General features: G+C 63.3%; 19 protein-coding genes and 1 pseudogene. 9 read left to right on the top strand and 11 right to left on the bottom strand.

Annotation, left to right across the window (positions count from 1 at the left end; all coding sequences use genetic code 11):
- The first annotated feature begins 41 nt into the window (after window positions 1-41).
- Window positions 42-839, top strand: a complete 798-nt coding sequence (locus HGP13_RS16900; RefSeq protein WP_172234748.1) for an ATP-binding cassette domain-containing protein — start codon at window positions 42-44, stop codon at window positions 837-839.
- Complete coding sequence (locus HGP13_RS16905) at window positions 836-1,882, top strand: ABC transporter permease (RefSeq protein WP_172227440.1); 1,047 nt, start codon at window positions 836-838, stop codon at window positions 1,880-1,882. The genes HGP13_RS16900 and HGP13_RS16905 overlap by 4 nt, the downstream gene beginning before the upstream one ends.
- Before the next feature lie 27 nt (window positions 1,883-1,909).
- Here the strand turns inward: HGP13_RS16905 and HGP13_RS16910 are convergent, their stop codons facing one another.
- Both HGP13_RS16910 and HGP13_RS16915 read right to left on the bottom strand, forming a co-directional pair.
- Window positions 1,910-4,660 carry a UvrD-helicase domain-containing protein gene (locus HGP13_RS16910; protein ID WP_172227442.1) on the bottom strand — a complete coding sequence of 917 codons (2,751 nt, stop codon included), beginning with the start codon at window positions 4,658-4,660 and terminating at the stop codon, window positions 1,910-1,912.
- An 81-nt stretch (window positions 4,661-4,741) separates the two neighbouring features.
- Window positions 4,742-5,578 carry a DUF2059 domain-containing protein gene (locus HGP13_RS16915; protein ID WP_172227444.1) on the bottom strand — a complete coding sequence of 279 codons (837 nt, stop codon included), beginning with the start codon at window positions 5,576-5,578 and terminating at the stop codon, window positions 4,742-4,744.
- Between the two features lie 196 nt (window positions 5,579-5,774).
- On the opposite strand from HGP13_RS16915, the gene HGP13_RS16920 reads away from it, so the two are divergent.
- Window positions 5,775-8,090 (top strand): glucose/quinate/shikimate family membrane-bound PQQ-dependent dehydrogenase, encoded by a 2,316-nt coding sequence (locus HGP13_RS16920; RefSeq protein ID WP_172227446.1) that lies wholly within the window; start codon window positions 5,775-5,777, stop codon window positions 8,088-8,090.
- A gap of 30 nt (window positions 8,091-8,120) precedes the next feature.
- Here HGP13_RS16920 and HGP13_RS16925 read toward each other — a convergent pair whose 3' ends face one another.
- Together HGP13_RS16925 and HGP13_RS16930 are read right to left on the bottom strand one after the other, a co-directional pair.
- Entirely contained in the window at window positions 8,121-8,558 is a 438-nt protein-coding gene (locus HGP13_RS16925; RefSeq protein WP_172227448.1) for a hypothetical protein, read from the bottom strand.
- A 9-nt stretch (window positions 8,559-8,567) separates the two neighbouring features.
- Window positions 8,568-8,723, bottom strand: coding sequence for a hypothetical protein (locus HGP13_RS16930; protein ID WP_172227450.1), 156 nt, complete (start codon window positions 8,721-8,723; stop codon window positions 8,568-8,570).
- 283 nt (window positions 8,724-9,006) lie between these two features.
- On the opposite strand from HGP13_RS16930, the gene HGP13_RS16935 reads away from it, so the two are divergent.
- Window positions 9,007-9,855, top strand: a complete 849-nt coding sequence (locus HGP13_RS16935; protein ID WP_172234749.1) for a dienelactone hydrolase family protein — start codon at window positions 9,007-9,009, stop codon at window positions 9,853-9,855.
- A 4-nt stretch (window positions 9,856-9,859) separates the two neighbouring features.
- On the opposite strand, the gene HGP13_RS16940 is transcribed toward HGP13_RS16935, so the two are convergent.
- The 5 genes and pseudogenes from HGP13_RS16940 to HGP13_RS16960 form a co-directional block, all read right to left on the bottom strand.
- Window positions 9,860-10,309, bottom strand: coding sequence for a response regulator (locus HGP13_RS16940; RefSeq protein ID WP_172227452.1), 450 nt, complete (start codon window positions 10,307-10,309; stop codon window positions 9,860-9,862).
- Window positions 10,306-11,454 carry a histidine kinase dimerization/phosphoacceptor domain -containing protein gene (locus tag HGP13_RS16945; RefSeq protein ID WP_281410966.1) on the bottom strand — a complete coding sequence of 383 codons (1,149 nt, stop codon included), beginning with the start codon at window positions 11,452-11,454 and terminating at the stop codon, window positions 10,306-10,308. Before HGP13_RS16945 ends, HGP13_RS16940 begins: the two co-directional genes overlap by 4 nt.
- Before the next feature lie 144 nt (window positions 11,455-11,598).
- Window positions 11,599-11,772: pseudogene (locus HGP13_RS16950) on the bottom strand (EamA family transporter); the annotation flags it as partial.
- A gap of 120 nt (window positions 11,773-11,892) precedes the next feature.
- Window positions 11,893-12,090, bottom strand: a complete 198-nt coding sequence (locus HGP13_RS16955) for a hypothetical protein (RefSeq protein WP_013894716.1) — start codon at window positions 12,088-12,090, stop codon at window positions 11,893-11,895.
- A gap of 215 nt (window positions 12,091-12,305) precedes the next feature.
- Window positions 12,306-12,785: a thioesterase family protein gene (locus HGP13_RS16960; protein WP_172227454.1), complete on the bottom strand. Its 480-nt coding sequence runs from the start codon at window positions 12,783-12,785 to the stop codon at window positions 12,306-12,308.
- Window positions 12,786-12,946: 161 nt separating this feature from the next.
- Between HGP13_RS16960 and HGP13_RS16965 the strand changes: the two genes are divergently transcribed.
- Both HGP13_RS16965 and HGP13_RS16970 read left to right on the top strand, forming a co-directional pair.
- Entirely contained in the window at window positions 12,947-14,365 is a 1,419-nt protein-coding gene (locus HGP13_RS16965; protein ID WP_172227456.1) for an FAD-linked oxidase C-terminal domain-containing protein, read from the top strand.
- Entirely contained in the window at window positions 14,366-14,869 is a 504-nt protein-coding gene (locus HGP13_RS16970; protein WP_172227458.1) for a hypothetical protein, read from the top strand.
- 47 nt (window positions 14,870-14,916) lie between these two features.
- On the opposite strand, the gene HGP13_RS16975 is transcribed toward HGP13_RS16970, so the two are convergent.
- The gene (locus HGP13_RS16975) at window positions 14,917-15,420 is read right to left on the bottom strand and encodes a DinB family protein (protein ID WP_172227460.1); all 504 of its coding nucleotides are present in this window, start codon (window positions 15,418-15,420) and stop codon (window positions 14,917-14,919) included.
- 79 nt (window positions 15,421-15,499) lie between these two features.
- On the opposite strand from HGP13_RS16975, the gene HGP13_RS16980 reads away from it, so the two are divergent.
- On the top strand, window positions 15,500-16,129 hold the full coding sequence (locus HGP13_RS16980; RefSeq protein ID WP_172227462.1) for a TetR/AcrR family transcriptional regulator: 630 nt from the start codon (window positions 15,500-15,502) through the stop codon (window positions 16,127-16,129).
- Between the two features lie 130 nt (window positions 16,130-16,259).
- Window positions 16,260-16,781 carry a hypothetical protein gene (locus HGP13_RS16985; RefSeq protein WP_172227464.1) on the top strand — a complete coding sequence of 174 codons (522 nt, stop codon included), beginning with the start codon at window positions 16,260-16,262 and terminating at the stop codon, window positions 16,779-16,781.
- Between the two features lie 62 nt (window positions 16,782-16,843).
- Here HGP13_RS16985 and HGP13_RS16990 read toward each other — a convergent pair whose 3' ends face one another.
- Complete coding sequence (locus HGP13_RS16990; RefSeq protein ID WP_172227466.1) at window positions 16,844-17,827, bottom strand: Dyp-type peroxidase; 984 nt, start codon at window positions 17,825-17,827, stop codon at window positions 16,844-16,846.
- Window positions 17,828-17,958: 131 nt separating this feature from the next.
- Between HGP13_RS16990 and HGP13_RS16995 the strand changes: the two genes are divergently transcribed.
- A complete protein-coding gene (locus HGP13_RS16995) occupies window positions 17,959-21,990 on the top strand; it encodes an AsmA family protein (RefSeq protein WP_172227468.1) in 4,032 nt (1,343 codons plus the stop codon).
- Window positions 21,991-22,034 lie beyond the last annotated feature (44 nt).

Genomic DNA, 22,034 nt, shown 5'->3' on the forward strand with positions numbered 1-22,034 from the left:
GGTTAAGAAGGCGGCAAGCGACAATGAAAAGCGAGGATCCGATGGCCGAACGCATCATCGAACTGCGCGATATCAAAAAGTCCTATGGTCAGGTCTATGCGCTGGGCGGCGTCAATCTCAGCGTCGACCGCGGCGAGGTTGTCGGCCTGATCGGCGACAATGGCGCCGGCAAGTCGACGCTGATCAAGATCCTGTCCGGCGTCGTCAGGCCGACCAGCGGCGAGATCCTCGTGCGTGACAAGCCGGTGAGCGGCTGGAGCGCGGCGCGCTCGCGCGACGCCGGCATCGAGACGGTGTTCCAGGACCGCGCGTTGGCCGTGCAGCAGACCATCGTGCGCAACATCTTCATGGGCCGCGAGCTGACCGGCTTCATGGGCTGGCTGAAGGTCAACAAGGAGATCGAAGAGGCAAGCCGGCTGATGCGCGAGATCGGCTTCACCTCGAAAGTGTTCACGCCGCATTCGATCGTCGGCCAGCTCTCCGGCGGCGAACGCCAGGGCGTGGCGATTGCGCGCGCCATCTACAAGCAGGCCGAGCTGATCATCCTCGACGAGCCGACGACGGCGCTATCGCTGACCGAGACCGCCAAGGTCTTCCATTTCGTGCGCCAGGTGCGGGCCGGCGGCCGCTCGATCCTGTTCATCGGCCACAACATCCATCATGTCTTCGACATTGCAGACCGCTTTGTGGTGCTCGACCGCGGAAAGGTGGCGCTGACCGCCGACCGCAGCCAGGTCAAGTCGGCGGAAGAGCTGATCAATTTCATGGAAGACGTCGCGCATCCCGGCGGATTGCCTGGACTGCACGAGGCCGGCGAAACGGAGCAGCTAGCGCGATGAGCAAGACCATGGAACCCGATCTCGAAACGCCTCTCGGCGCGCATGGCGGGTCGGCCCGCAAAGAGTGGCAACACCCATCCGATCACTGGCTGCGCGGCTTCGTTCTCGACAACCGCGCCTCGCTCGGCACGCTCGCCGTGTTCATCGTCATGATGGCGGTGTTCATGATCGCCAATCCGACCGTGTTCACCACCTGGTATCTCTACAGTTCCGTGCTGACGACGCTTCCCGTAGCGCTGTTCGTCGTCGTGCCGCTGGTCTTCGTCGTCACCTGCGGCGAGATCGACCTGTCTTTTCCAGCGACGATGGGGTTTGCCTCCTGGGTCTTCGCCCTGGTGGTGCAGGCCGGCTACGATCCGTTCCTCGGCATTGCGGCGGCACTTGTCACCGGCATGCTGCTCGGCTTCCTCGTCGGATCGCTGGTCGTCTATGGCGGCCTGTCGTCGCTGATCGCCACGCTCGGCATGAACTTTTTGCTGCGCGGCCTGATCCAGATCATCAACGAAGGCAAGTCGATGGCCCTGACAGGCCTCGCCGACACGCCAGCCTACAAGATCTTCTCCAGCCAGGTTTTTGGGATCCCGGTGCAGATCTTCTGGGCCATCGCCTTCGTCGTGCTGTCGGCGATGCTCTACAACAGGCACCGCTTCGGCGCGCAGGTGAAGGTGGTCGGTGACAATCCCGACAGCGCCCAGCAGATGGGCATCGACGTCAAGCGCGTGCGGGTGAAAGTGTTCGTCTTCGTCGGCATCGGGGCCGCGATCGCCGGAACGTTTTCGGTGATGATCAACTTCACCTGGTGGCCGACGGCGGGCGACGGCTATCTCCTGCCGGTGCTGGCCTCGGTGTTCGTCGGCGGCACCCCGACCTGGGGCGGCATCGGCACGGTCGCCGGCGGCGCGATCGGCGCCGTCACCGTGTCCTTCATCCAGACCGGCGTCGTCGCGGCGGGCCTGAGCGGCTTCTACGTGCAGTTCTTCAACGGCCTGATCATCATCCTGTCGCTGCTGGGGCATAAATGGAACCAGGCAAGGTATCGGTGAGGGGGTGAAGTGCGGGTCGAGCGCGGCTCACACCGCCGCGACAAACCCGTCCAGCACGCGCTTCTGGCCGGCCTTGTCGAAGTCGATGGTCAGCTTGTTGCCTTCGATGGCCGAGATGTTGCCGTTGCCGAATTTCTGGTGGAAGACGCGGTCGCCGACGCTGAAGGCGGACGGCGTGTCGGAGACGGATTTGGCGACCAGTTCGCCGTCGATGGTGCGGCCCTTGACCGAGGTGCGGCCGGCGCCATAGCCGCTGTCGGTCTCGCCATAGCCGATGCGCTCGACCTGGTGGCCGGAGCGCGTGCCCCAGTTGCGGTCGGTCGCTTCGGTGCGGTTGGCCTGCGCGCGCTGCCAGCCCGGCGTCGAATAGGTGTTGGAGAAGGCGCCGGATCTTTCGCTGTTGGCACCGACATTGTCGAAGCGCGAGGCGCCGTACGGGTTCTGCCGTCCGCCGCCACGACCGGACGCGAACGAGCCGCCGCCATATGAATTGCCGTAGCCGCCATAGGAATTGCCGCTTTCGGCGATCTCGACATGGGAGTCCGGCAGTTCCTCGAGAAAACGCGACGGGATGGTCGATTGCCACAGCCCATGGATGAGGCGGTTGGAGACGAACCAGATATGCAGGTTCTTCTTGGCCCGCGTCAGGCCGACATAGGCGAGCCGGCGCTCTTCCTCCAGCCCGGAGCGGCCGCCTTCGTCGAGCGCGCGCTGGTGCGGAAACAGGCCTTCCTCCCAGCCCGGGAGAAAAACCGTCTCGAATTCGAGGCCTTTGGCCGAATGCAGCGTCATGATCGATACGGCATCTTGCCCGGCATTCTGCTCGGCATCCATGACCAGCGCCACATGTTCGAGGAAGGAGCGCAGCGACTCGTACTCCTCCATCGAGCGGATCAGTTCCTTGAGGTTTTCCAGCCGCCCCGGCGCTTCGGCCGAGCGGTCGTTCTTCCACATGTCGGTGTAGCCACTCTCCTCGAGAATGGTCTCGGCGAGCTCGGTGTGCGGCTTGGTTTCCAGCGCCTTCTGCCAGCGTTCGAAATTGGCGGCCACTTCGCGCAGCGCAGCGCGCGGTTTCGGTTTCAACTCGTCGCTTTCGGCGAGGTTGGCGGCCGCCTCCAGCATCGGGATGCGCAGCGCGCGCGCCGTGTCGTGGATCTGGCGGATGGTGGCTTCGCCCAGTCCACGCTTGGGCACGTTGACGATGCGCTCGAAGGCGAGGTCGTCGCCGCTGTTGGCGACGACGCGGAAGAAGGCCAGCGCGTCGCGGATTTCCATGCGCTCGTAGAAGCGCGGGCCGCCGATGACGCGGTAGTTGAGGCCGAGCGTGATGAAGCGGTCCTCGAAGGCGCGCATCTGGAAGGACGCGCGGACAAGGATCGCCATATCGTTGAGGTTATGCTTCTCGCGCTGATAGGCCTCGATGGTCTCGCCGATGGCGCGGGCTTCCTCCTCCGAATCCCAGGAGGCGTGGACGTTGACCTTGCCGTCCTCCGGCTCGTTGCGGTCAGTGAACAGCGTCTTGCCGAAACGACCCTCATTGTGGGCGATGAGGTGGGAAGCGGCGCCAAGGATGTGGGCGGTGGAGCGGTAGTTGCGCTCCAGCCTTATGATGGTGGCGCCGGGAAAATCCTTGTCGAAGCGCAGGATGTTGTCGACCTCGGCACCGCGCCAGCCATAGATGGATTGGTCGTCGTCGCCGACGCAGCAGATATTAACTTTGTTATCGCTCACGGGCTGTTCCGCGCCTGCCGGCGCGGGCCCTCCGCGCGGGCCTCGCAACGGCTCGGACGCCCGGTCGGGCTTGCGGCCTTCGGCCGGAACTGCCGATTCATCCTTCGGAGTTGCCGGGCTATAATTACCCGCCTCCGTTCTATCCGTAACTCCGGAAAAACTTGGAACGCGACCACCCGGAGAGCCACTTCGTGGTGGTTGCGGCCCGCCCGGCCGTTGCGCCAAAAGGCGTAGCCACATGTACTGGGCGGTGTTGGTGTCCTGGTATTCGTCGACGAGGATGTATTTGAAGCGCCTGTGGTAGTCCTTCAGCACATCCGGATTGGCACGGAAGATGCGGATCGGGTGGCAGAGCAGGTCACCGAAATCGCAGGCGTTGAGTGTCTTCAACCGCTCCTGATAGGCCTTGTAGAGTTCGCGGCCCCTGCCGTTGGCGAAGGCGCGCGCGTCGCCCTCGGCGATATCCGCCGGACCTTGGCCCTTGTTCTTCCAGCCGTCGATCATCTGGGCGAACTGCTTGGCCGGCCAGCGCTTGTCGTCCAGGCCTTCGGCCTGGATCAACTGCTTGATCAACCTGACGACATCGTCGGTGTCGAGAATGGTGAAGTCGGAGCGCAGGCCGGCGAGTTCGGCATGGCGGCGCAAAAGCTTCACGCCGATCGAGTGGAAGGTGCCGAGCCAGGGCATGCCTTCGACATTGCCTTCACCGATCAGGATGCCGATGCGCTGCTTCATCTCGCGCGCCGCCTTGTTGGTGAAGGTGACGGCGAGGATCTGCGACGGGAAGGCCTTGCCGGTGGCAAGGATGTGGGCGATGCGGGTGGTCAAGACGCGGGTCTTGCCGGTGCCGGCGCCGGCCAGCACCAGAACCGGGCCTTCGGTGGTTTCCACCGCCAGCCGCTGCTCCGGGTTCAACCCCTTGAGATAGTCGGGCGCATTGTTCTGGCCGCTGCGGGCAGCCATGGCGCGCGCGGCAATGCCCGAGGGGGCCGTGGGCCGCGCATTGGGTTCATCGAAAAAGGGCATGTCTTCCGAAAAGCCGGACATCTCCCCCGAATGTAGTGATTCGGTGGGGAAAGACCAGAACTGTCTACGTTTTGTTCCCGGTAAAGTGCCCGATACAGCGGTTCAGGCCTTACGGTAACCTAGGGCGACGAAGAACCGATGGCCGAACGAGCGCGCCTCGTCCGTCATCACTGCGCCGAGGGCGACCTGCATCTGGTCGTAATAGCGGGCGCCGGCGGGTGAGGCCAGGAAGGCCTCATAAAGCTTCAGGTCGGCCATGGACATATCCCGGTAGACATAGGCTGAAGATTCCATGGCATCGTTGTCGATGTCACGGCGAAGCCCTTCGGTTTGCTTGCGCAGCAGGGCCATGACCTGGTCGTCGGGGAGGGGCTTTCCGGCCGCGCCCAGCATTTCGGTGAGCATCGCATAGCCCATATTCAAGGCGACGGCTTCGCCAGTGTCGACGGCGCTGATATCGTCCATCATCTTCCTGTACAATGCGAGCCGGGCCGGATCCCTGGATGGAAGCTCGCCGAGGATCTTGGCGCCATCGATCTTCTTGGCCTCCTTTGCTTCCGGTGCGGAAGCCTGGATCTCCAGCGCGGTGACCTGTTTGCCCAAGGGCGAAGCATAGAAAGCAGCGAGGTCGGACAGGTCCTTGGCGGACAGCTTGCCATCCATTCGCGCTTCGATAGAAGTCTCCATCTTGTTGGGGTCAAAGGCACCTGCCATGGCGGCGGCAAGGGCGTCCTGGACTTTTTGCACTGGCGTTCCCGGCGCTGATTTCACGGCGGCGGTGAAACCCGGGCCAATGCCCATCAGCATCTCGTGAAAGCCGTTCGCCTTGTTGATGTCGCTGATTGTCTGCGCCGGCGCGGCCACGGTCCCGGCGATAAGCGCGACGAGGCAGCAGAGCACAAGCGCCATGCGCGTCAGTGGCGGAAAGAATGACGGCATTTTTTGCTTGCTCCACGGGAGGGACGATCAACAGAGACTGCTGGAAAACCCGACCGTAGGCAAGATGAACTGCCACCTCAGCGTGTGCGCCAACTTGACAGGAGAGGCGGCTGAGAGAAAGCTGTGGCGAGGGCAGGAACGGTGCGCCGGGTTGCCCATGGCCGCGCGAGCGCGCAACAGTCGAAGGAGTATCATCTTGGCTGTCACCATCACCTCCCTCATCCTTTTGCTCATCGGCCTGGCGCTTGGCGCGGGCGGTCTCCGGTTGGCCTCGTTGGGTGGCAGCTGGTATTACATCGTCGTCGGCCTGGCGTTCCTGATCGCCGCCTGGTTGCTCTATCGGCGCCGCACCACGGCGCTATGGCTCTACGCGGCGATCGTGCTCGGCACACTGGCCTGGGCGGTCTGGGAAACCGGCTTCGACTGGTGGGAACTCGGCCCGCGGGGTGGCATCATCGTGCTGGTGGCGCTGTGGCTTTTGACGCCGTGGGCAAGGCGCGGTCTCGCCGGTCCTGACGGGCGCGCACCGCTGATCCTGGCGGTGCTGGCGTCGCTGGCGGTGGCCGGCTATTCGATGACCACGGACCCGAAGGACATTGGCGGCGCGCTCGACACCGACAAGGTGATCCCCAACGCCAATCTCGGCAATGATGTGCCGGCGGGCGAATGGCACTTCTATGGCCGCACGCAGTTCGGCCAGCGCTATTCGCCGCTCGACCAGATCACGCCGGACAATGTCGCCAATCTGCAGCCGGCCTGGACCTACCGTACCGGCGACGTGAAGGGGCCGGATGACATCACCGAGACCACCTATCAGGTGACGCCGCTTAAAGTTGGCGACACGCTGTACATCTGCACACCCCACAATTTCGCCATCGCGGTCGACGCCGCGACCGGCAAGGAAAAGTGGCGCTACGACCCCAAGATCAAGCTCGACAAGGACCGCCAGCACCAGACCTGCCGTGGCGTGGCCTATTATGCCGATGCCGCGATCGCTGCCGGCCAACCCTGCGGAAGCCGTGTCTACCTGCCGACCTCTGACGCGCGGCTGATCGCGCTCGATGCCGCCAGCGGGCAGGTCTGTCCCGCCTTCGCCGAGGCCGGCACGCTCAATTTGTTGACCGGCATGCCTTACCCGAAGTCGGGCTATTATTACTCGACCTCGGCGCCGCTGATATCAGGAGGCAAGATCATCGTCGGCGGCGCGGTCAACGACAATTATTCGACGCAGGAGCCGTCCGGCGTCATCCGCGCCTATGATGCGAGCACCGGCAAGCTGATCTGGAACTGGGATTCCGGCAATCCGGACCAGACGACGCCGCTGCCGGCTGGCCAGACCTACACCGCCAACTCGCCCAACATGTGGTCGACGCCGAGTGCCGACGAGAAGCTCGGCCTGCTCTACGTGCCGCTCGGCAACCAGACGCCGGACCAGCTCGGCGCCGGACGCAGCGCCAATGTCGAGAAGTTTTCCTCCTCGATCACCGCGCTCGACCTCAACACCGGGCAGTTGAAATGGGTGCGGCAGACTGTGCACCATGACCTCTGGGACATGGACGTGCCGGCGCAACCGAGCCTGGTCGACATCACCAAGGCCGACGGCTCGATCGTGCCGGCGCTGGTCGGGCCGACCAAGCAGGGCGACCTCTATGTGCTTGACCGGCGCACCGGCGAGCCGGTGATTGCGGTCAAGGAAGTGCCGGCGCCCGGCGGCGCCATCGAGGGAGACAAGGGCTCGCCGACGCAGCCGTCTTCGGAACTGTCCTTCAATCCGAAGCCGCTCACCGGCGCCGATATGTGGGGCATCACCATGTTCGACCAACTGGCCTGCCGTATCGAATTTCAGGGCCTGCGTTACGAAGGCCGCTATACGCCGCCTTCGTTACAAGGCTCGCTGATCTATCCCGGCAATTTCGGCACCTTCAACTGGGGCGGCGTCGCGGTCGATCCGGTTCGGCAGGTGATGTTCGGCATGCCGACCTATCTGGCGTTCAAGTCGCAACTCATCCCGCGCGACCAGGTGCCGCCACCGGATGGAGGGCGCGGCAGCGAGCAGGGGCTGAACCGCAATGAGGGCGCGCCCTATGCGGTGGTGATGGGACCGTTCCTGTCGCCGCTCGGGATTCCTTGCCAGGCGCCGCCCTGGGGTTATGTGGCCGGGGTCGATCTCAGGACCGGCGCGATCGCCTACAAGCACCGCAACGGCACGATCTACGACATGACGCCCTTGCCGCTGCCGCTGAAGGTCGGGGTGCCCGGTATCGGTGGGCCGATGATCACCGCCGGCGGCGTCGCCTTCCTGGGTGCCGCGGTCGACGATTATCTGCGTGCCTATGACCTGACGTCAGGCAAGCAGCTCTGGCAGGCCCGTTTGCCGGCCGGCGGACAATCGACGCCGATGACCTATACGGTCGCCGACGGACGCCAGTTCGTGGTCATCGTCGCCGGGGGGCACGGCTCGGTCGGCACCAAGCCGGGCGATTATGTGATGGCCTACGCGTTGCCGAAGTAGGGCGCGCGCCCGCAGAAAGTGGTCTTGGCGTCAGCCGAGGCCCAGATGGCTCTTCAGGCTGGGCACAGAGCCCAGTACCTGATTGGTCAAATCGGGACCGGCGGCGGCTTCAGCCTGCTGGACCAGCGCCTCGCCGGCCTTCTGGATCTGCGCAATGTCGAGCCCGGATGCCTTGAGCGCGGCGAGGCCGTTGACCAGGGCGCCGGCCTTTTCGCCGAGAACGCCGCCAAGCGCGCCTTGCAGCGAGGACAGGAAGCCGCCACCGCTGCCGGCAGGAGTGGCGGCCATGACGTCATATTTCTGCGCCAAAGCATCGGCGCCCGGGATCTTGGCGAAGAAGGATGAGGCGGTGGTGCCTTCCGCCTCGTGCTCGAGCACCGAGAAAATGGTGCCGACGACTTTTTCGGTCGTTGCCTGATCAAGGCCGGCCTTCTGCGAGACAGTGTTCACAATATCCTGTACGTCCATGATCTCACCTCAACCTTGGGTTTTCGTGTTTGCCGCATGGCGCTGGCGGCCGCGGACCTTGACCATGGACTTGCCGGTCGCGGCGACAACAGTCGCGCGCATCGCCAGAAGGGCGGCTGCGGCAAGCATGAAGGCGGTTGCCAGGATCGGCGGGGGCATGGTCATCGGCGTTTTCCTTTCAGGTCGGCTTTTCAGGACCGTGGCCGCACCATGGGCGGCCGGATAGTCAGTTTCCCCTACTATTGTGGCAGCGCCATCAAGATTTGTCGCCGATGACAGGAATGTGATGAGGCCAAATTGTGGCGATGACTGCCGCCCCTCGCTAGGGAGCGTCACCGTCCCGTGACTGGACGATGCGAGGCTCGCCCCTATCTTGCAAACGGCAAGGACACCAAAGTCGAGGAGCGCGCCCGTGACCAAATCCACCAAGCCTGCAATCACCCAGGCGATGATCGATGCCTATGATGAGTACACGCATCTGACGCTCGACCGCCGCCGCTTCATGGAGCAATTGACCAGGCTTGCCGGATCGGGTGCGGCAGCGGCGGTGATTGCACCAATGCTGGCGGCGAATTCCGCCCAGGCGGCGATCGTCGCCGAAAACGATTCCCGCGTGAAAGGCGAGGACATCACCTATCCGGGCAGCGGCGGCGAGATGAAGGGCTATCTGGTGAAACCGGCAAACCAGGCCGGCAAGTTCGGTACCGTCATCGTCATCCATGAAAACAGAGGGCTCAACCCGCATATCCGTGACGTCGCCCGGCGCGTGGCGCTGGAGGGGTTCGTGGCGCTGGCGCCGGATTTCCTGTCGCCGCTCGATGGCACGCCCGAAGACGAGGACAAGGCGCGCGACATGTTCACCAAACTCGACCCGGCGCAGACCGTTGCCAACGCCGTTGCCACCGTCGCCTTCCTGAAGGCCGACAAGGACGGCAACGGCAAGGTCGGCGCCATCGGCTTCTGCTGGGGCGGCGGCACGGCCAACATGCTGGCCGTCAACGCGCCTGATCTCACTGCCAGCGTCGCCTATTACGGCATGCAGCCAAAGGCCGCCGACGCGTCGAAGATCAAGGCCGCGCTGCTGCTGCACTATGCCGGGCTCGACGATCGCACCAATGCCGGCATTGACGCCTTCAAGAAAGAACTCGATGCCGCGCATGTCGAATACACGGTCTATGTCTATGAAGGCGCCAATCATGCCTTCAACAACGACACGTCGGCGGCGCGCTACGACAAGAAGGCGGCCGATCTCGCCTGGGGCAGGACGATCGCTTTCCTGAAGGAGAAGCTGAAATAGCCGGTCAGGCGACTGACGGCGCCCAGACCGCTTCGAAGGCCGGCGACAGGGTGAAGCCGGCCGGCCGTGTGGAAACGGGCGGCGGGCGGCGCACGCCCTCCTGCAGGTACCGCAAAGCCGACGTCAGCCCGTTCATCGTATAGGGTTTGGCGATGACACCGATCGCACCGGCGAAATGATCGGGAATGCGCTTCGGGTTGGCGGTCATGAACACCACCATCGAGTTCTTCTTCTGGCCGATATATTCGGCCACCTCGACACCAGTCGGGCCGTCGGTGAGGTGGATGTCGACAAAGGCGATGTCGGCATCCGTGGACTCAACCATGCTCTTTGCCTCCGACGAGGATGTCGCCCAGCCGACGACCTTATGGCCGGCCTCTTCGACAAGGCTTTCCAGTTCCATGGCCAGCAGCGCTTCGTCCTCGACGATCAGGACCTTGAGCGGTTCAATCATGACACATTCCCTTTTTGCTGCGGTTCGTTCGGCATCGAGATCACGACCTTGGTTCCGGGGCCGGCGTCGCGCCATTCGATATCGGCTTGCAACTGGCGGGCGAGCGACTTGATCAGCCGCATGCCGAAAGACGCATCGCCACTTGAATCGGCCATGCCGACACCGTCGTCCGACACCTCGATGTTGAAGTGGCCGTCGGGCTGGCTCATCTTGATGCCGATGCGGCCGGCCGTGGTCCCGTCCGGTCCTTCCTTGAAAGCGTGTTTCAAGGCATTGGTGACCAGTTCATTGACCATCAGCGCGACAGGCGTCGCCTTTTCGGCTGAAATCACAACGGGTTCGAGCTCGAGTTTCGACTTGATCCCGGTGCGCCCCGACGCCGTCAGCAGATCGGTCACCAGGTCCTTGGCGAAGTCCGCGACGTCGAACCGGCTGACGTCCTTCGACTGGTAGAGCCGGCGATGCACGGTGCTCAGCGCCTCGATGCGCTCCAGCATGGTCTTCAGAGACCGTTTGGTTGCCTCGTCCTTTATGGTGCGGCTCTGCATGATGATCAGCGAGGAGATCATCTGCAGATTGTTCTTCACCCGATGATCGACCTCATGCAGCAAGGTGGTCTGCGCCTCAAGGGCTGCTTCTAGTTCCGCCGTGCGCTCCTTCACCGCTTTCTCGAAACGGTCCTTGTCGGCGGTGATGCGATGCTCCGAGTGCTTGCGGTCGGAGACATCGAGCTGCGACGCGAAAAAGAACTGCACTTCGCCTTTGTCGTTGGAGACGGGGCTGATGTAGAGCGCATTCCAGAAGGTCGAACCGTCCTTGCGATAGTTCAGGATGTCGACGCTGATGTCGGTTTTGTCCTCGATCGCCGTACGTATCTCCGCAATGGCGGCCTTGTCGGTCTTCGGCCCCTGCAGGAAGCGGCAGTTCTTGCCAATGACCTCGTCGCGGCCGTAGCCGGACAGCCGCAGGAACGCGTCATTGGCAAAGACGATCGGATTATCAGGCCGCCGGGGATCGGTGATGATCATCGACATGCGGGTGGCGCGGATGGCCGCCGCGAACGGGTCGCCCTTGCCATGCTCGACATGAAGGTCGTCCGTCATGTGCCAGGCGTCGGCAGGCTCCCTGGTCCGTTTCCAGTCCATTGTGTCACTCCAAGCCGTTTTCGTGGGAGACAACGGCTCAAGTGCGGAATTGGTTCAATCCTGGACGTGTTGTCGCAGTTTGGCGGGATCGGGAACCGACTCGGCACTTCTGCAACCAATTGATAATAAAGGTTTTCCTGGCGTCTAACTTGTCGATGCAGGCTTGTGGAAGGCAACGCCGGCGACCACCAATGCTATCCCCAGGCAATCGCCGAGACTTGGAATCTGGTGCAGCACGATGACGCCGATCAGCGTTGGCAGCAGCGACAGCATCAGCGCGAAACTGGAGCGGGTGATCGACCGCATCATCCCTATGCGATGGCCAAAACTGCCGTCATCCAGTCGGCGCCAGTGGCGGCGCTCCAGCCGCTGGCGCGATCAAGCGAACGCTTTGATCAGATTGGTTGCCGGATGTATTTCCAAGCCGACTCGACGGAGTCAGGCGTGCCCGCGCTTCAGGCGGGCGCGCTTCAAGATGCTGCGCCAGCGGATCATGTCGAACGGGATCGGCTCGTTGTTGTTGGCGATGTGAAAGATCTCGTTGTCGACGTTCTTGAGCGAACGCCAGAAATCATAGTCAGTGATGCGCGGATCAGCGGCCAGCCTGTCCACCTCGACCTTGATGTCGGTTTTCATGCACGTCCCTCGAACCGGCTTCGCCCCGCCGCCCGTAAAACAACCCAGTGCGGACCTTTTCGGCCGCTCTGCTGAGTCGTTCAACGGCTCAATTGGCTTGTTCCCGTTAAAACCTCGGTAAGGTTAACGCGGCTGCGAGGGCGCTTCAAGCACCGGTGCCAGCCGATTTGAGGGTTATGCGATTTTGGATTGCCGGTGTGGCTTTGAGGTCCGCCCTATTTGCGTTTGATGCCGATCGAGCGGCCGGCACGCTCGGGCATCGGCAGCGCCGAATGCGCGGCGCGCATGGCTTCGACCTTGGCCAGAACATCGGCTGGGAAGGGCGCGACTTTCGGCCCCGACATGTCGACATGCAGCGACAGCGTCTCGGAGGTGGCGGCGAGCCAGCCATCGACATGGCGGATTTCCTGGTAGGCCCTGAGCCGCTTCGCGTCATGGTCGATGAGCTGGAAGGAGACCGTGACCTTGTGGTCCAGATGCAGCTCCTGCACGTAGCAGACGTGGACTTCGGCGGTGTAGATGGTGAGGCGCCGCTCTTTCACATAGTCCAGCCCCATGCCCATCGCCTCGAAGGCCTCGTCCGAACAGCGGTCGAACAGCACGTTGTAATAGGCCATATTGAGATGGCCGTTGTAGTCGATCCAGTCCTTCTCGATGTCCATGAGCTTGGAGACGAAGGGGGCGGGGATGGGCATCGAAACTTCCTTGTTCTGGCGCTGGACAGAGCGTGGTGGGTAAGGCTTTTTGGTCTGACGCAATTCCGGACGGAAAACCGCTTCGCACTTTTCCTGGAATTGCTTTAGGCATCCATAACCCCATAACAAGTGTGGGCGCTGGTCCATTCGCGGAGGAATTCATGGCTCTGAGCGACCTCAATCCGGTCGAACGCAACGAGGAAGGCATCGCCGCGGTGCTCGGCATCCTCAAGCAACAGCTCGGCGAGCGTTTTCAGACCGGCCAGGCCATCCGCGCGCAGCACGCGCATACCACCACCTACATTCCGGCACAGGCGCCCGATGGCGTGGCTTTCCCGGAGACGACGGCCGAGGTGCAAGAGATCGTGCGCGCCTGTGCGGCGCATCGCGTGCCGGTGATCGCGTTTGGTGTCGGCTCGTCGCTGGAGGGCCACACCAACGCACCGGGCGGCGGCATCTCGGTCGACACCTCGCGCATGAACCGCATTCTTGCGGTCAATCCGCAGGATCTCGACTGCACGGTCGAGCCAGGCGTGACGCGCGAGGATCTGAACCGGCATCTGCGCGACACCGGCCTGTTCTTCCCGATCGATCCAGGCGCCAATGCCTCGCTCGGCGGCATGGCGGCGACGCGAGCCTCCGGCACGAACGCCGTGCGCTACGGCACGATGCGCGAGAACGTGCTGTCGCTGACCGCCGTGATGGCCGATGGCGAGACGGTGACGACCGGTAAGCGGGCGAAAAAGAGTTCGGCGGGCTATGATCTGACGCGGCTGCTGGTCGGCTCGGAAGGCACGCTCGGCATCATCACCTCGCTGACATTGAGGCTGCAAGGCATCCCGCAGGCGATTTCCGGCGGCGTCTGTCCGTTCCCGAGTGTCGAGGCGGCGTGTAACGCTGTCATCGCGACGATCCAGATGGGCATCCCGGTTGCGCGCATCGAACTGGTCAATGCGCTGCAGATGCGGGCGATGAAGACTTATTCCAAGCTCGACTATCCCGAGAGCCCGTGCCTGTTCGTCGAGTTCCACGGCAGCGATGCCGGCGTGGCCGAGCAGGCCGAGACTTTTGGCATGATCGCCGAGGAAAACGGCGGCGGGCCGTTCCTGTGGACCAGCGTCGCCGAGGAGCGCACCAAACTTTGGAAGGCTAGGCACGACGCCTATTGGTCGTCGCTGACTCTGCGGCCGGGCGCCAAGGGCCTGTCGACCGATGTCTGCGTGCCGATCTCGCGGTTTGCCGAATGCGTCATGGAAACCGAAGCCGACATCGCCGAGATGGGCTTGATCGCGCCGATAGTCGGCCATGCCGGCGACGGCAATTTCCATGTGCTGGTGCTGATGGATGTGAATGATCCGAACGAGATCGCGCTATCGGAGAAATTCGTCGCACGGCTCAACTTGCGGGCGATCGCCATGGACGGCACCTGCACCGGCGAGCACGGCATCGGCCAAGGCAAGATCGGCTTCCTGCGCCGCGAACTCGGCCACGGCGTCGACATCATGCGCACCATCAAGCAGGCGCTCGACCCGCAAAACATCATGAATCCCGGCAAGATATTGCCGGCCGTGGGCCATTAGATGTCGGTTGCCGAGGCACTGGTATCGATCGAGGTGCCGCCGTCGTCCGCTGGCGCGGCACTGCCTCATGTGTTTGCGGATGAAGGCAAGTTGCTGGTCGCCTACATCGCCAATGCTTCGGATCCGTCCTTCGATGGTACGAATCCGCGCTCGGTTTCACCGACAACAGGCAACCAGCCCATCGCCATCCTGACGGCAGACCCTTATCTGGCATTTCAATTCGGCCCGCCGAATGATGAAGCCATCAGTGGCCATCGTCTCTATGCACTCGGCTTGCGGCCTTACGGGGCATTCGAAGTCCGCAACTCGTCGTGGATCGCGTCCTTTGAAAAGGCAAATCGGGTTCATTCGTCCCATATGCCTGAACTGTTTTCAGACTATCGGCATTTCATCCTGACGTTTCATGATTCGACGCTGGAGTTCATTGCCGAGAGTTTCTCCACCAGCCTTGGCGAAGGGGCTGTCTTGACGGTGCTCATGAAGACTGTCGAACAGCGCGCCTGAACTTTCGAAGCGGGCAGGGCAGATGATGAGAAAGTCCAGAAGGCCCGTCACGCGCGACGCGCCGGCTCGGCCTGGTGGAGATAGCCGGTGAACGTGTCGGGAGACGTGGGCTTCGACAATTGGGTGACGATGCGGCCGATCTCGCCGCGATGATAGCCGCCATGGGTGATGACGTGAGCCAACATCTCCTCGCGCGACATTTGCCCGGGACTGCCACTCGTAAAGGTGAAGGGGATCGTCGCGGCCAGCTCTTCGGGCTTCAACTCTTCGACATAGCGCAGGTACCACCGATCCGTTTCGGCGATTGCCTTGGACAGTTCGACGAGTGTCGGCGTGCTGCTCGTGCCGGTGTCCCGATAGGCATGCTTCTTCTTCTCGACGTTCGAGGCAAAGATCCGGTCGACGACATGGGCGTGATTGATGGTTTCGAGGATCGCGCCAAGCTGCTCGTTGGGTAGCTCATCCTCGATCTCGGCCAGCAAAGCGAGCAATTCACCATCGGCCCAGCTTTTGTAGCGGAACAGGGACAGAAGCAGTGTCTTGCTGCTCATAATGGGTCTCTCATTGGCTTGGGTTGCGGGCTTGGGTAAATGTGAGCTGACAGTCACATTTTGATTGGGAAGCCCTGATATGGCTACTCGCGTTCCCTCAGAGCAGGCAAACGTGCGCAAAGCGCCACGGCAGCAGCGTTCGCGTGCGACCGTGGACACGATTGTGGAGGCGGCGGCTCGCGTTCTGGCGCGGCGCGGCTGGGCGGATTTCACCACCAATGAAACGGCGTCGGTGGGTGGTGTCAGCGTCGGCTCGATCTACCAGTATTTTCCCAACAAGCTGGCGCTGGCGGAAGAGATCCGCAAACGCCATCTCGACGCGGTGCTGGCGGCGATTTCCGGGCCCGATAAGAGCGACGCGGCAATCACGCTCGAACACCGGGCAGCAAGGCTGATCGATGGTGTCGTCGCCGCCCATAATGTCGATCAGGATCTGCATCGGGTCCTGCTCGACGAGGTGCCGCTTGCCGCCCGCTCGACGCAGGATCAGTTCGAGGCGGAATATCTGCGCCGCTACCGGAGTGTGATTGTATCGGCCGCGGGCAAGACCGACCCCGGGCGTGATGACATTGCCGGACGTGTGCTTTCGGGCGCCGTCGAAGGGGTCGTGCACAGCGCGGCACGACATGGCGAACTCGATTCACCGGCATTGCGGGCCGAACTCATCGAACTGGTCTGTGCGTATCTGCGCGGCCGATCCGCGTGCTGATCGGCATGGTGTCAGCCTTCGAAGGCATCGGGAGCAAGAAAAGGCGCGTCTTGACCGCGCCACCATTCGGGTCGAGGCTCCTGCGACGGCAAGCCTGAAAAGACAGGCGTGCCGGCTGAGGAGGACTGTCATGGCCATTTCACGCAAGGAAGAAGCCCGCGCGCTGAGCGCCGATGAGAAGGAATTGGTGGAGAAATCGCACCATCCCGCGGTGCAGGACCTTTCCGACGCCGACCTTTCCGGTCTGCTCAAGCTGCTGCGCGAGCGGCGCGACAAGGCGCAGAGTGAAGCGCACCGGCGCCGGCGTGAAATACGCGGCAAGAGCGCGCCCAAGGGCGCCGCGCCCTCGAAGGCCGATGGCGGTTCGCAGGTCAAGCTCGCGACACTGGCCATGGCGATGCGACGGCTGAATGGCGAGGCCGAGCGGCGGCGCCAGCTGGCGGCTCGCATTTCGCTGGTCGGGAATGCGCGCAAGGCACTGGCCATGAAGCAAAATGCGCCGGCGGACGGTCCCGCGCACAATTCGCGGACGGCTCACAAGGGCATGCGGGCCGAGGCCAACGAGCGGGCGCCGAAGCTGGTCCGGCCGGCGGAACTCGGCCGGCAGCGCAAGGCGGGCAAGGTGGCGCAAGCCAAGCGCGACGCACGCTGAACTCACGCGGAGCAACGGCGTGCTGAAACCTCAGCATGCCGTTGTGGGGTACAACGCGGCGGCTACCGTGTGGCTGGCTTCTCCTGCGCGCCCTCGACAAGGGCCTGCAGCATAGGGCGGGTCGGCGCGAAGAATGTCGTGCCGGTCTGCGGCGTCGAGACATCGAGCAGCCGGTCGTAGGCGCCTGGCGGGTCCCCGATATACATGCGCTGCAGCATCTTTTCGGTGACCCAGAGATACCTTGAATAGCCGATGAAGTAGGTTCCGAACTCGTTCTGCCCAGGCCTGCCGAACGGCATGTTGTCGCGCAAAATGTCGTATTCGTTGCCGTCGGCATCCTCGATCGTGGCCAGCGATTTGTGCGATTTGCGCGGCGCGTCGTCATCGTCGATCTCGATGTTGTCGATCTTGGTGCGGCCGATGATCGCCTCCTGCTCGGGCGTCGGAATGCGCGCCCAGGCCTGCATGTCGTGCAGATATTTCTGGACGACCACATAGGAGCCGCCGGCAAAGTCGGCATCCTCGTCGCCGACCAGCGCCGAGGCGGGCAGGTCGAGGCCGGTCGGGTTGGCGGTGCCGTCGACAAAACCGAGCAGGTCGCGGGCGTCGAAATAGCGAAAGCCGGTCACTTCGTCGACGACGGTCACATCAGGACCGAGCCGGTCAAGCAGGATACGCTCGAACTCGAAACACAAGTCGGGCCGTTCGGCGCGGATGTGGAAGAGAAGGTCGCCCGCTGTCGACGGCGCCGAATGGACCGCTCCCTTGATCGGTGCGAACGCTTTCAACTCCAGCGGCCGCCGGCCGGGGCTGAGCCGGTCCCAGAGATCGCGGCCGATGCCGGCAATGCAGGACAGGCGGCCGCCAAGGTCACGGAAGCCGACATTCTTGACCAGATCGTCAAGTTCGCCGAGCACGGAGCAGACCTTGGCCAGAGCCGTTTGGTCGCCGCCGACGGAGACTACAAGGAAAATCGCCGACTGCGAAAGCGGCGCATCCACGCTCTGCGCGTCGATCGGCACGCGGTCCCAGTTCTTGCCCGACATCCGAAAATCTCCGCTTTTCCCGAATTTGTTTCAGATCGCCCGGGATGACGCAATACGCGATGAATTGCCTCTTTATCGACACGCGGATGCGGGTAGAGTGCGGCAGATTTCAATCAACCTGTTCGGAGCTTATGCTCGCACGCCTGTTCGTGATCTTTGGTGGCCTGTTTGTGCTGGTGCTGTGCGCGGCGCTGGTGGTGCCGTATTTTGTCGACTGGACCGGCTACCGCGCCGAATTCGAGCGCGAGGCGAGCGCCATCCTCGGTCGCAAGGTGACCGTGCAGGGCGATGCCACGGCAAGGCTGCTGCCGTTCCCTTCGGTGACGTTCTCCAATGTCGCCGTCGCTGGTGGTCCCAACGGCCAGCCAGCGATGACCGTCGAGACGTTTTCGATGGATGCCGAACTAGCGCCCTTCCTGCGCGGCGAAGTGCTGATCTTCGACATGCGGCTGGTGCGGCCGAAGGCGACGATCGACATTGCCAATGACGGAACCGTCGACTGGGCGATGCGGCCATCCTCGCCCTTCGACCTCAACCAGATCTCCATCGAGAAGCTGACGGTGACGGAAGGGCAGATCGAACTGCGCCATGCCGCCGGCGGGCGCAGCCATATCTTTTCCGAGATCAACTCGACCATTTCGGCCAAATCCCTGGCCGGCCCTTGGCGCATGGACGGCACGTTGCGGCTGGATGGGTTGCGCACCACGGTCGCGGCGTCGACCGGCAAGGCCGAAGGCAACGGCCAGATGCGGCTCCGGCTGAAGGCAGATCCCGATGCCTATCCGCTGGTCATCGAGACCGACGGCAATGCCGGCATCGTCAACGGTGCCGCCATCTATTCCGGCCAGTTCAAGATCTCCGGCGCCGACAAGAACAGCGCCGAGCTGCGCGGCACCGATGGCGAGACGGTGAAGGTCAGCACCGGCAAGCCCGATCCGGGCTTCCGGTTGAACGGCAAGTTCTCGCTCGACCACCAGAAGCTTGGTGTCGATGAATTCCGTTTCGAGACCGGGCCGCTGGACAATCCCTACACCGCCGACGGCAAGGCCTCTGTCGATCTCGGGCTGAAGCCGAACTTCGCCATCGAAGCCAATGGCGCGCAGGTGCAGTTGGACGAGGCGGTGGGTGCGCCGGCCGGCGCCGGCCTGACACTGGATCAGCGTATTGCGGGGCTGGAGCAGGCGTTGCTCGATCTGCCGAAGCCGACCATTCCCGGCACTGTCGAGGTCAAGCTGCCGGCAGTGGTGGCCGGCGATACCACGGTGCGTGACGTGCATCTCTCGGCCGAGCCGGTCGACGGTGGCTGGTCGGTGAAATCGCTCGCCGCGACACTGCCAGGCCGCACCACGCTGGAAGCAAGCGGCATGCTGGTGCTCAACGTGCAGAGCCATTTCGGCTTTACCGGCTCGTTGCTGTTGGCCGTGGCGCAACCTTCGGGTTTTGCAGCGTGGCTGTCGAAGGATGTCGACGAAGCGATCCGCCGTCTGCCCGCTGCCGGCTTCAAAGCCAAGGTCGACCTTTCGGAAAACCACCAGGCCTTCAGTGATCTCGAATTGATCCTGGGCAAGGCGAAGTTTTCCGGCCGTATCGATTCCAGCCAACCTGGCGATGCAAAGCCCTCGGTGCTGATGCGGCTCGAGGGCGGCGAACTCGATGTCGACGGGCTGGCGGCCTTCGCGTCGATCTTCGTCAGCGACAAGGGCGCCAACCGTTTTGCCAACAGCGACCTCGATTTCCAGATCAAGGCCGGGCCGGTCAGTGCCGGCGGGCTCACAGCCGATACGGTCGACACGGCGCTGAGGCTGCGCGACGGCTTGCTTGAAGTCGACCGGCTCTCGGTTGGCGGGCTGGCCGGCGCCTCGATCAGCGCCACGGGCCGGATCAAGGATTTTCCGGCGAGCCCCACCGGCAAGCTCGATGCATCAATTGTCGCCGTCGACCTGAAGCCGCTGATCGACGTTGCCGCACAGCATTATCCAGACAATGGCGTGCTGAAAGGGCTGGCGAGCCGAGCAGCGGCCTATCCCGACCTGTTCCAGGACGCACGCGTCGACATTGTGGTGAGCGCCGCCGACAATGGTGACGGTACAACAGGCCTGGCGGTGAGCGGGCAAGGCAAGGCCGGCGGCTCAGCCTTTTCCGCCTCGCTGTCGGGGAAGGGAGCGCCGGACAAGCTTCTCGACGCGCCGGTCACACTGACCTTCAACGCCAAAAACCCCGATGCCACGGCGCTACTCGCGCTTTACGGCCTGCCGGCGCTGCCGCTTGGCATGCTGGGCGAGGCAACGACTGATATTTCGGCCAAGGGCACATTTGGCGGTGGCCTGACGACAAGTTTCAGCCTCGCCGGCAATGACTTCAAGGCCGGCTTCGAAGGCACGATCGCCGATACGCCGCAAGGCCCTACCGCCAAGGGCAAGATCAACATCGATGCCGCCGATATCGAGCCATGGCTGATGACGTCAGGCATCGGCCTGCCGGGCATGGGGGCGGGCATGTCGACCTCGCTCTCGGCGCAAGGCGACTATGGCAACGGGCTGCTGGTGCTGGACAATGTCAGCGGCGCCATCAACGAGGCGGCCGTGTCCGGTGACGTCAACGTCGATATCAAGGACGGCGTGCCGCATCTGGCCGGTGCGCTGGCTCTCGACGAACTCGACCTCGATCCAATGGCGGTGGCGCTGTTCGGCGATTCCGCTTTTCTTGCCGACAAAAATGGGGCCGACAAAAATGGGGCCGACAAAAATGGGGCCGACAAAAATGGGGCTGACAAAGATGCGGCTGACAAAAATGCGGCCGACAAGGGCGCGAGCGACAAGGGCGGCGCTTGGCCGGCCGCTCCCTTCAGCCAGAAATCCAGCCTGCCGTTCACCGCTGACCTCGACCTGACGACGGCGGCACTGGCCGCCGGCCGGTTCGCCACCGCCTATGATGCGTCCTTTGCGCTGAAGCTCGACCAGGAGGGTATCCGCGTTTCGGATATCAAGGCAAAATTCCTTGGTGGCGCACTGACCGGCCTATTCGAGTTGAAGAACAATGACGGCACCGGGCTTTTCACCGGCCAGATGAAACTGGCGGGTGCCGATCTGGCAAACGTGTTGCCGGATGCCGGCATTGGCGGCATCGGCGATTTTTCGACGACGCTGTCGACCAGCGGCAAGTCGGTCGATGGGATGATCGCGGCACTGTCCGGCTCGGGCACCGCGACGCTGAAAGGGCTGCAGGTCGCCGGTGTCAACCCCGATGCGTTCAGCACTTTGCTGGCCAAGGCGGATGCGATCGGGCGCGACATCGACGCGGCCAAGACCGCCGGCTTTGCGCCTGACATTGCCGCCGATGGCAGCTTTGCCGCCGGGAATGCCGACATCGCTTTCACCATTGCCGGCGGCACGCTCAGGGCGCCGCCGATCAGCCTCGAAAACCCGGCGGCGACCTTGTCCGCCGATATCACGGCTGATCTCAACGCCAGCACGGTTTCCGCGAAGGGCGCGATCACCTATCGGCCCGGCGACGAGGCGCTTGTCGGCTCCGAGCCGACCGTCAATTTCACCGCCGAAGGGCCATTTGGTGCCGTGAAGCGTCAGTTCGATAGCGAGCCTTTGGCGCAGTTCCTGACCCAGCGCGCGCTGGAAAAGGAACAGCAGCGCGTCGAGGCGATGCAGGCGGCATTGCTGGAGAAGCAGCGGCTGCGGCGTGAGGTGCACTATTACGCAGCGCTGCAGGATGCACGCGACAAGGCCGCCGAGGAACTGCGTCAACAGGAAGAGGCGGCGCGGCTGAAGGCGGAGGCGGACGCCAAGGCGAAAGCGGAGGCTGACGCCCAGGCAAAGGCTGAAGCCGACGCCAAGGCTCAGGCTGACGCGGAGGCCAAAGCCAAGGCGGATGCCGACGCGAAGGCCAAGGCTGATGCTGATGCAAAGGCCGGGGCAGAGCAGCAGGCGGCCGACGAGGCAGCCAAGGCGCAGGCCGATGAAGAACAGCGGAAGAGCGCCGAGGAGGCGAAGCGTATCGCTTCGCAGGAAAAAGCGCGACTAGAGGCTGAACGCAAGGCCGCCAAGTCGAAGGTCGAGCGCGTGCCGCTCCCGGAAGCCAGCGACAATCCGCCGGCCAAGCCGAAGGCCAATCCGTTCACGATCGACAATCTGATGAAGTCGTTGCAGTAGGGCACTCACCCGAGGGCTGTTGCCTTCCGCGTTGATTGCCTCGC

Origin of the sequence: Mesorhizobium sp. NZP2077 (assembly GCF_013170805.1) — a bacterium.
Taxonomy (GTDB): domain Bacteria; phylum Pseudomonadota; class Alphaproteobacteria; order Rhizobiales; family Rhizobiaceae; genus Mesorhizobium.

Bases quoted from the DNA above. Each gene is read 5' to 3' on its own strand.
- HGP13_RS16900 (WP_172234748.1), top strand. From the start codon at position 42: ATGGCCGAACGCATCATCGAACTGCGCGATATCAAAAAGTCCTATGGT.
- HGP13_RS16905 (WP_172227440.1), top strand. From the start codon at position 836: ATGAGCAAGACCATGGAACCCGATCTCGAAACGCCTCTCGGCGCGCAT.
- HGP13_RS16910 (WP_172227442.1), bottom strand. From the start codon at position 4,660: ATGTCCGGCTTTTCGGAAGACATGCCCTTTTTCGATGAACCCAATGCG.
- HGP13_RS16915 (WP_172227444.1), bottom strand. From the start codon at position 5,578: ATGCCGTCATTCTTTCCGCCACTGACGCGCATGGCGCTTGTGCTCTGC.
- HGP13_RS16925 (WP_172227448.1), bottom strand. From the start codon at position 8,558: ATGGACGTACAGGATATTGTGAACACTGTCTCGCAGAAGGCCGGCCTT.
- HGP13_RS16930 (WP_172227450.1), bottom strand. From the start codon at position 8,723: ATGACCATGCCCCCGCCGATCCTGGCAACCGCCTTCATGCTTGCCGCA.
- HGP13_RS16935 (WP_172234749.1), top strand. From the start codon at position 9,007: ATGATCGATGCCTATGATGAGTACACGCATCTGACGCTCGACCGCCGC.
- HGP13_RS16940 (WP_172227452.1), bottom strand. From the start codon at position 10,309: ATGATTGAACCGCTCAAGGTCCTGATCGTCGAGGACGAAGCGCTGCTG.
- HGP13_RS16945 (WP_281410966.1), bottom strand. From the start codon at position 11,454: ATGGACTGGAAACGGACCAGGGAGCCTGCCGACGCCTGGCACATGACG.
- HGP13_RS16955 (WP_013894716.1), bottom strand. From the start codon at position 12,090: ATGAAAACCGACATCAAGGTCGAGGTGGACAGGCTGGCCGCTGATCCG.
- HGP13_RS16960 (WP_172227454.1), bottom strand. From the start codon at position 12,785: ATGCCCATCCCCGCCCCCTTCGTCTCCAAGCTCATGGACATCGAGAAG.
- HGP13_RS16965 (WP_172227456.1), top strand. From the start codon at position 12,947: ATGGCTCTGAGCGACCTCAATCCGGTCGAACGCAACGAGGAAGGCATC.
- HGP13_RS16970 (WP_172227458.1), top strand. From the start codon at position 14,366: ATGTCGGTTGCCGAGGCACTGGTATCGATCGAGGTGCCGCCGTCGTCC.
- HGP13_RS16975 (WP_172227460.1), bottom strand. From the start codon at position 15,420: ATGAGCAGCAAGACACTGCTTCTGTCCCTGTTCCGCTACAAAAGCTGG.
- HGP13_RS16980 (WP_172227462.1), top strand. From the start codon at position 15,500: ATGGCTACTCGCGTTCCCTCAGAGCAGGCAAACGTGCGCAAAGCGCCA.
- HGP13_RS16985 (WP_172227464.1), top strand. From the start codon at position 16,260: ATGGCCATTTCACGCAAGGAAGAAGCCCGCGCGCTGAGCGCCGATGAG.
- HGP13_RS16990 (WP_172227466.1), bottom strand. From the start codon at position 17,827: ATGTCGGGCAAGAACTGGGACCGCGTGCCGATCGACGCGCAGAGCGTG.
- HGP13_RS16995 (WP_172227468.1), top strand. From the start codon at position 17,959: ATGCTCGCACGCCTGTTCGTGATCTTTGGTGGCCTGTTTGTGCTGGTG.